General features: G+C 63.1%; 6 protein-coding genes, 1 pseudogene and 2 riboswitches. Of the genes and pseudogenes, 6 read left to right on the forward strand and 1 reads right to left on the reverse strand.

Annotation, left to right across the window (positions count from 1 at the left end):
- The 5 genes from PHW99_RS17455 to PHW99_RS17475 form a co-directional block, all read left to right on the forward strand.
- Positions 1-290: FAD-binding protein (locus PHW99_RS17455; RefSeq protein ID WP_300180643.1), on the forward strand; the 290-nt coding region annotated here is incomplete at its 5' end.
- Positions 291-326: 36 nt separating this feature from the next.
- Positions 327-2,372 (forward strand): 3-hydroxyacyl-CoA dehydrogenase NAD-binding domain-containing protein, encoded by a 2,046-nt coding sequence (locus PHW99_RS17460; protein ID WP_300180646.1) that lies wholly within the window; start codon positions 327-329, stop codon positions 2,370-2,372.
- 36 nt (positions 2,373-2,408) lie between these two features.
- A complete protein-coding gene (gene pcaF / locus PHW99_RS17465) occupies positions 2,409-3,611 on the forward strand; it encodes a 3-oxoadipyl-CoA thiolase (protein ID WP_300180649.1) in 1,203 nt (400 codons plus the stop codon).
- Positions 3,612-3,687: 76 nt separating this feature from the next.
- Complete coding sequence (locus PHW99_RS17470) at positions 3,688-5,379, forward strand: electron transfer flavoprotein-ubiquinone oxidoreductase (protein WP_300180652.1); 1,692 nt, start codon at positions 3,688-3,690, stop codon at positions 5,377-5,379.
- Positions 5,379-5,699, forward strand: coding sequence for a hypothetical protein (locus tag PHW99_RS17475; protein WP_300180655.1), 321 nt, complete (start codon positions 5,379-5,381; stop codon positions 5,697-5,699). The genes PHW99_RS17470 and PHW99_RS17475 overlap by 1 nt, the downstream gene beginning before the upstream one ends.
- A 55-nt stretch (positions 5,700-5,754) precedes the next feature.
- On the opposite strand, the gene PHW99_RS17480 is transcribed toward PHW99_RS17475, so the two are convergent.
- A complete protein-coding gene (locus PHW99_RS17480) occupies positions 5,755-6,285 on the reverse strand; it encodes a C40 family peptidase (protein ID WP_300180658.1) in 531 nt (176 codons plus the stop codon).
- Positions 6,286-6,369: 84 nt separating this feature from the next.
- A riboswitch (glycine riboswitch) is annotated at positions 6,370-6,486 on the forward strand.
- 21 nt (positions 6,487-6,507) lie between these two features.
- Positions 6,508-6,645: riboswitch (glycine riboswitch) on the forward strand.
- A gap of 56 nt (positions 6,646-6,701) precedes the next feature.
- Here PHW99_RS17480 and gcvT point away from each other — a divergent pair.
- A pseudogene (gene gcvT / locus PHW99_RS17485) lies at positions 6,702-7,018 on the forward strand (glycine cleavage system aminomethyltransferase GcvT); the annotation flags it as partial.

Here is a 7,018-nt window from a genome sequence, read left to right on the forward strand (position 1 = left end):
TGCCGTTGGCCGACAAACTCGGTGCGGCCCTGGGCGCCAGCCGTGCGGCGGTGGATGCTGGGTATGCCCCCAACGACTGGCAAGTGGGCCAGACCGGCAAGATTGTGGCGCCCCAGCTCTACATTGCCGCGGGCATCAGCGGCGCCATCCAGCACCTGGCGGGCATGAAGGACAGCAAGGTGATTGTGGCCATCAACAAGGACCCCGAGGCGCCGATCTTCAGCGTGGCTGACTATGGCCTGGAGGCTGATCTGTTCACCGCTGTGCCTGAGTTGGTGGCCGCACTGTAGGACCCCTTCCTTTCTCTGTCAGTACTGCACCACATCATGTATGAACTTCACGGCACCATTGCCGTCATCACGCTGAATCACCCCCCGGTCAACAGCCTGGGCGCAGCCTTGCGCCAACACCTTGCCGCCGCCGTGCGCCAAGCCGAGTCAGACCCGGCGATCACCGGCATCGTGCTGGTGGGTCATGCCAAAGCGTTTTCCGCCGGGGCAGATGTCAGCGAATTTGGCACCCCCTTGCAGCGCGTTGAGCCGATGATTGGCCAGTTGCTGGCGCAAATTGAGGCTTGCCAGAAGCCGGTGGTGGCCGCCCTCAGCGGTGTGGCGCTGGGCGGTGGGCTGGAGCTGGCCCTGGCCTGCCATGGCCGTGTGGCGCTGGAGACGGCCAAACTCGGCCTGCCGGAAATCAACCTGGGGCTGATTCCCGGCGCAGGCGGTACACAGCGTTTGCCCCGCCTGGCTGGCTTGGCCACCGCCTTAACCATGATCCAGAGCGGCGCGCCACAAACCGGCCAACAACTGGCCGAGTCCGGTTTGCTGGACCAGGTGGTGGCCGATGATCTGTTGTCGGCCGCGCTGCAACGGGCCGCTGATCTCGCCAGTCTGGGAGCCCCCTTCCCCAAAGCCTGTGACCGCTCGCTCGATCCTGAACAGGTGCAGCAATTTGTCCGTGAGCAAGCAGCCAAACTCACACCGCGCCAACGCCTGCAACACGCCTACGCCGCCCAGCTGGAAGCGTTGAGCGCCGCTGCCGGTGACTGGCAGGCCGGTCTGCGCCGTGAACGTGAACTGTTTTTGCAATTGCAATCCAGCAGCCAGTCCCAAGCACTGCGCTACCAGTTTTTTGCCGAGCGCGAAGCCGGTAAATTGCCGCTGGCCTGGCAGGCGGAGCCACGCACAGTCCACACCGTGGCCATCATTGGCGCAGGCACCATGGGCGCTGGCATTGCCATTTGTGCGCTGGATGCCGGGTTGCGGGTGATCTTGCTGGAGCAGGACGATGCCGCCCTGAAGCGCGGCCAGCAGCGGGTGACCGAGCATTACCAAAACCGTGTCCAGGCCGGGAAAATGAAGGCGACTATGGCCGCCGCCGCAGAAGCACGCCTGCTCCCCAGCACCGACTGGGCGCAACTGGCTGCGGCAGATCTGGTGATCGAGGCCGTGTTTGAAGACCTGGCGGTCAAACACGAGGTGTTCCGAAAAATCGATGCCCACGCCCGTCCGGGCGCGGTGCTGGCCACCAACACCTCGTACCTGGACGTGGACGCCATCGCCAGCGCCACCCAACGCCCGCAAGACGTGCTGGGCCTGCATTTCTTCAGCCCTGCCAACGTGATGAAGCTGCTGGAGGTGGTGCGTGGCAGACAAACATCGGCGGATGTGCTGGCCACCGGCATGGCGCTGGGCAAGAAGCTCAGGAAATTGCCGGTGCTCACCGGCAATGCCTTTGGTTTTATCGGCAACCGCATCTACAACGCTTACCGCAGGCAGTGTGAGTTCATGCTCGAAGACGGGGCCTGGCCCGAAGACGTGGACGGCGCGCTGCAGGCCTTTGGTCTGGCCATGGGACCATTTGCCGTGGCCGACCTGTCCGGCCTGGACATTGCCTGGCGCATGCGCAAGGCACAAGCCGCCACGCGTGACCCGCGTGAGCGCTATGTGGCCATCCTCGACCAGCTGTGTGAACAAGGCCGGCTGGGGCGCAAAACCGGTGCCGGCTATTACACCTACACCGAGGTGCGGCAGGTCAAAACCACCGATGCCACCGTGCGCGACCTCATCACCCAGGCGTCGGCCCGGCGCGGCATCCCGCGCCGGGCCTTGACGGCCCCTGAGATCCAGCGCCGGGCCTTGCTGGCCATGGTCAATGAAGCCGCGTTGCTGCTCAGTGAGGGGGTGGCCAGCCGCGCCTCCGACATCGATGTGGTGCTGGTACAGGGCTACGGCTTTCCGCGCTGGGAGGGTGGCCCGGTGTTCTGGGCACGCCAGCAGGATCGCGCCGCACTGACGCAAGACCTGCACACCCTGGCCGCCCAGGCCGGGCACGGCTTTGTGCTGGCGGATCTGTCCGTGCTGCTGGACTGAAACCTGACTCTGAACCCGTCTTTTGAGAAACAAACCATGACCCACGCTTTTATCTGTGACGCCATTCGCACCCCCATTGGCCGCTACGGCGGCGCCTTGAGCAGCGTGCGCACCGACGACCTCGGCGCCATTCCCCTCAAGGCGCTGATGGCCCGCAACCCCCAGGTGGATTGGGCCTCCGTCACCGATGTGCTCTACGGCTGCGCCAACCAGGCCGGTGAAGACAACCGCAATGTGGCCCGTATGGTGAGTTTGCTGGCGGGTTTGCCAGTGGACGTGCCCGGGGCCACCCTCAACCGCCTGTGCGGCTCGGGCCTGGATGCGGTCGGCACGGCAGCCCGCGCCATCAAGGCCGGTGAAGCCACGCTGATGATTGCCGGTGGCGTTGAAAGCATGAGTCGGGCGCCGTTTGTCATGCCCAAGGCAGAGAGCGCCTTTGGCCGCAACAACGCGGTGTATGACTCCACCATCGGCTGGCGCTTCGTCAACAAACTGATGAAAGAGCGTTATGGCGTGGACAGCATGCCTGAAACCGCTGAAAACGTGGCGGATGAATTCAGCATCGGGCGCGAAGCCCAGGACCGCATGGCGCTGGCCAGCCAGCAGCGGGCGGTGGCGGCGCAACAAGCTGGCCACCTGGCGCGTGAGATCACCGGAGTCAGCATTGCGCAAAAAAAAGGCGAGGCACTGATCGTTGACCAGGACGAACACCCGCGTGCAACCTCGCTGGAAGCGCTGGCCAAGCTCAAACCCATTGTCCGCCCGGACGGCTCCGTCACGGCGGGCAATGCCAGCGGCGTGAACGACGGTGCCTGTGCCCTGCTGCTGGCCGATGAAGCCACTGCCGCCAAAAACGGGCTGACACCCAGGGCCCGCGTGGTGGGTATGGCCACGGCGGGCGTGGCACCGCGCATCATGGGCATTGGCCCGGCACCCGCCACCCAGAAGCTGCTGGTCCAAACCGGCCTGAGCTTGGCGCAGATGGACGTGATTGAGCTCAACGAAGCCTTTGCCGCCCAAGGGCTGGCCGTGTTGCGCCTGCTGGGCTTGCCCGATGACGACGAACGGGTGAACGCCTGGGGTGGCGCGATTGCGCTGGGGCATCCGCTGGGGGCATCGGGCGCACGGCTGGCCACCACGGCGGTGAACCGCCTGCACGCCACCGGTGGCCGCTACGCGCTGTGCACCATGTGTATTGGTGTCGGCCAAGGCATCGCCGTGCTGCTGGAACGTGTCTGAATACTATATTTTTTATAGCTATAAGCACCCATTCCATCCGGGCTAGAGGCCTATTTTCCTTATAAAACCATTCACCATGACCCCTCAGGACATCCTGACCCAATTTGGCCCCCGTGAAACCATGGACTACGACGTCGTGATCGTTGGCGGCGGCCCCGCCGGCCTGGCCAGTGCCATCCGGCTCAAACAACTGGCCGCAGAACGAGGCCAGGACCTCTCGGTGGTGGTGCTGGAAAAAGGCTCCGAACCCGGCGCCCACATCCTCTCCGGCGCCGTGCTGGACCCCCGCTCACTGAGCGAACTCTTTCCCGACTGGAAAGCCATGGGTGCCCCCCTGCACCAACCTGTCACCGGCGAAGCCATGCTCTTCCTGAGTGAAACCACCGGCTACCGCACCCCCAACTTCCTGCTGCCAGAATGCAGCCAAAACCACGGCAACTACATCATCAGCCTGGGCGCCCTGACCCGCTGGCTGGCCCAGCAGGCCGAAGCCCTCGGTGTCGAAATCTTCCCCGGCTTTGCCGCCGCTGAAGTCTTGTATGACGAGAATGGCGCCGTCAAAGGTGTCGCCACCGGCAACATGGGCGTGGAAAAGTCAGGTGAGCCCGGCCCCAACTTCCAGATCGGCATGGAACTCCTGGGCAAATACACCCTCTTTGCCGAAGGCGCACGCGGCCACCTGGGCAAACAACTCATCGCCAAATTCAACCTCGACGAAGGCTGCGACCCGCAAAGCTACGGCATCGGCATCAAGGAAGTCTGGGAAGTGGAACCAGCACGCCACGAACCCGGTCTGGTGATCCACACCGCCGGCTGGCCACTGGACAACACCACCTACGGCGGCTCCTTCCTCTACCACATGGCCGACAACAAGATCGCCATGGGCTTCATCACCGGACTGAACTACCAAAACCCATTCTTAAGCCCATTTGAAGAGTTCCAGCGCTGGAAAACCCACCCCAACATCCGCTGGTACCTGGAAAACGACCAAGGCGAAGTCACCGGCAAACGCATCGCCTACGGCGCCCGCGCCATCACCGCCGGCGGTCTGCTGTCGCTGCCCAAGACGGTGTTCCCTGGTGGCGCCCTGGTGGGTTGTGATGCGGGCTTCCTGAATGTCAGCCGCATCAAAGGCAGCCATGCGGCCATCAAGTCCGGCATGCTGTGTGCAGAAGCGGCGTATGAGGCGGTGACTGGTGGGCGGGCGCAAGATGAACTGAGCGCCTACCCGCAAGCGTTCGAGGCCAGCTGGCTCCATGCCGAACTCAACAAGTCTCGCAACTTCAAATCCTGGTTCAAATACGGCCTGCGCGTGGCCACCTTGATGAACGGGCTGGAGCAGTTTGGCCTGGGCGGCAACATGCCGTGGACGGTGCGCCGCGACAAGCCGGACCACGCCTACCTCAAGCCTGCCGCAGAATGCCAGCCCATTGACTATCCCAAGCCCGATGGCAAGCTGACCTTTGACCGCCTCTCCAGCGTGTTCATCAGCAGTGCGGCGCATGAAGAAAACCAGCCCGCGCACCTGACGCTCAAGGATGCCAGCGTGCCGGTCAACATCAACCTGGCCAAATACGCCGGGCCCGAGGCGCGTTATTGCCCGGCTGGGGTGTATGAGTTTGTCAAGAACGAGGACGGTTCGGATCGGCTGCAGATCAATGCGGCCAACTGTGTGCACTGCAAGACTTGCGACATCAAGGACCCGACCCAGAACATCGTCTGGGTCACCCCGGAAGGCGGCGGCGGGCCCAATTACGCGGACATGTGATGACACCCGACAAAACCCACCAGCCCACCACTGGCCCGTGGTACCGCTGGCGCGGGTACACCGTGCGCTGGGTGCTGTTTGGTCTGGTCGTCCACGTGTTTCAGCCCATTGAAGATGACGTTGAACCGCTGTGGTTATACAAGTTGGATCAGGCGCTCACCGGGCTGTTGTTTGGTGCCGTCTGTTCGCTGGTTTTCACCTGGACGGAAAACCGGTTCAACACTCCCCGGGTGCAGTGGAAGTCCTGGCTGATCGTGGCTGGAACGTGGCTGTGCGTCAAAACCGCTTTTATCAGCACCCTGGCTATCGTTGGTCCATAACACCACCTGCCGTCACCCCGTGTTGTGGCACCAATGCCGCAACAGACCATGATTTTCAAGGACGGCGAAACGTCACACGTTGGGCGGCCCAGTATCTGGCACTCAGGCGATCCAGCCGCACCTCGCCACCGCTGGACGGTGCGTGTACAAAACGACCGTCCCCCACATAAATGCCGGCATGGGTGGCCTCGTCATGCTGGGCAAACAGCACCAGATCCCCCGAGCGCACCTGTTCACCCGCAATCGGTTCACCCCAGTGTTGCAACTTCGCCACTGTGCGTGGCGGCGCCACCCCCACTCTGGACTGGTAGACGTGCCGGATCAGGCCGCTGCAGTCAAAACCGCTGTCGGGCGTGTTGCCGCCATAACGGTAGGGTGTCCCCACCAAGCCAACGGCATACATCGTGACGTCGTGCGCCTGATCATCGGAGAAAGCCGATACACGATCCAGGCGCTTCGGCGTGGTCAACACCGATGCCACCCGCTGCTCCGGCGTGGACGGCGGCGTACTGCAACCACCCAGTACCAGGACCACCAGCAACCACACACACCCGTCAGCCATCCATGAACGATGCAAGATGTTCATCACTTCGCCTGCTCAGAGCCACACACGCCTGAATGGTACACAAGGCGCCACCAACCCGCCAGCCACCCAACTAGCCTGTAGAATTTGACGCTGTCAGGAGAGAGCCGCTTGCAGACCCCCAGTCTAAAAGCGGCCGCCGAAGGCGCAGAGCCGCTGATTGCAGCAGTTTGAACGCTCAGGCAAAAGGACTGACAAACGCCATCGGGTCACCGAACCTGATGACGCATCCCCACTGGAGAGAGGCCTTGCCCCATGTTGTTGGGTGCCAGGTCCACCGAAGGAGCAACCCGCAGTCAGCCCAGCCCCACGGCCAGGCTTGACCCGGCGAATCTCTCAGGTAAAGCGGACAGCGGGGGCAGCCCAAGGTGAAGCTGTTGTTTTGCCCTGGTTTCTTTTCTGCCCCCTGGAGTGCCTTGATGTCCGCATCCGCTGAATCACTGTTGAACGTTCCCCTCAATGACCTGCACGTCGCGCTTGGCGCGCGTATGGTGCCCTTTGCTGGCTATTCGATGCCGGTGCAATACCCCGCCGGCCTGATCGCCGAACACAAACACACCCGCACGGCGGCGGGCCTGTTTGACGTGTCCCACATGGGACAGTTGCGTCTGGTCGGGCCGGAGGCGGCAGCGGCTTTTGAGAGCCTGATACCGGTCGATGTGATCGGCCTGCCCGTGGGCAAACAGCGCTACGGCCTGCTGCTCAATGACGACGGCGGCATCATCGACGACCTGAT

Origin of the sequence: Rhodoferax sp. (genome assembly GCF_028689305.1) — a bacterium.
Taxonomy (GTDB): domain Bacteria; phylum Pseudomonadota; class Gammaproteobacteria; order Burkholderiales; family Burkholderiaceae_C; genus Rhodoferax.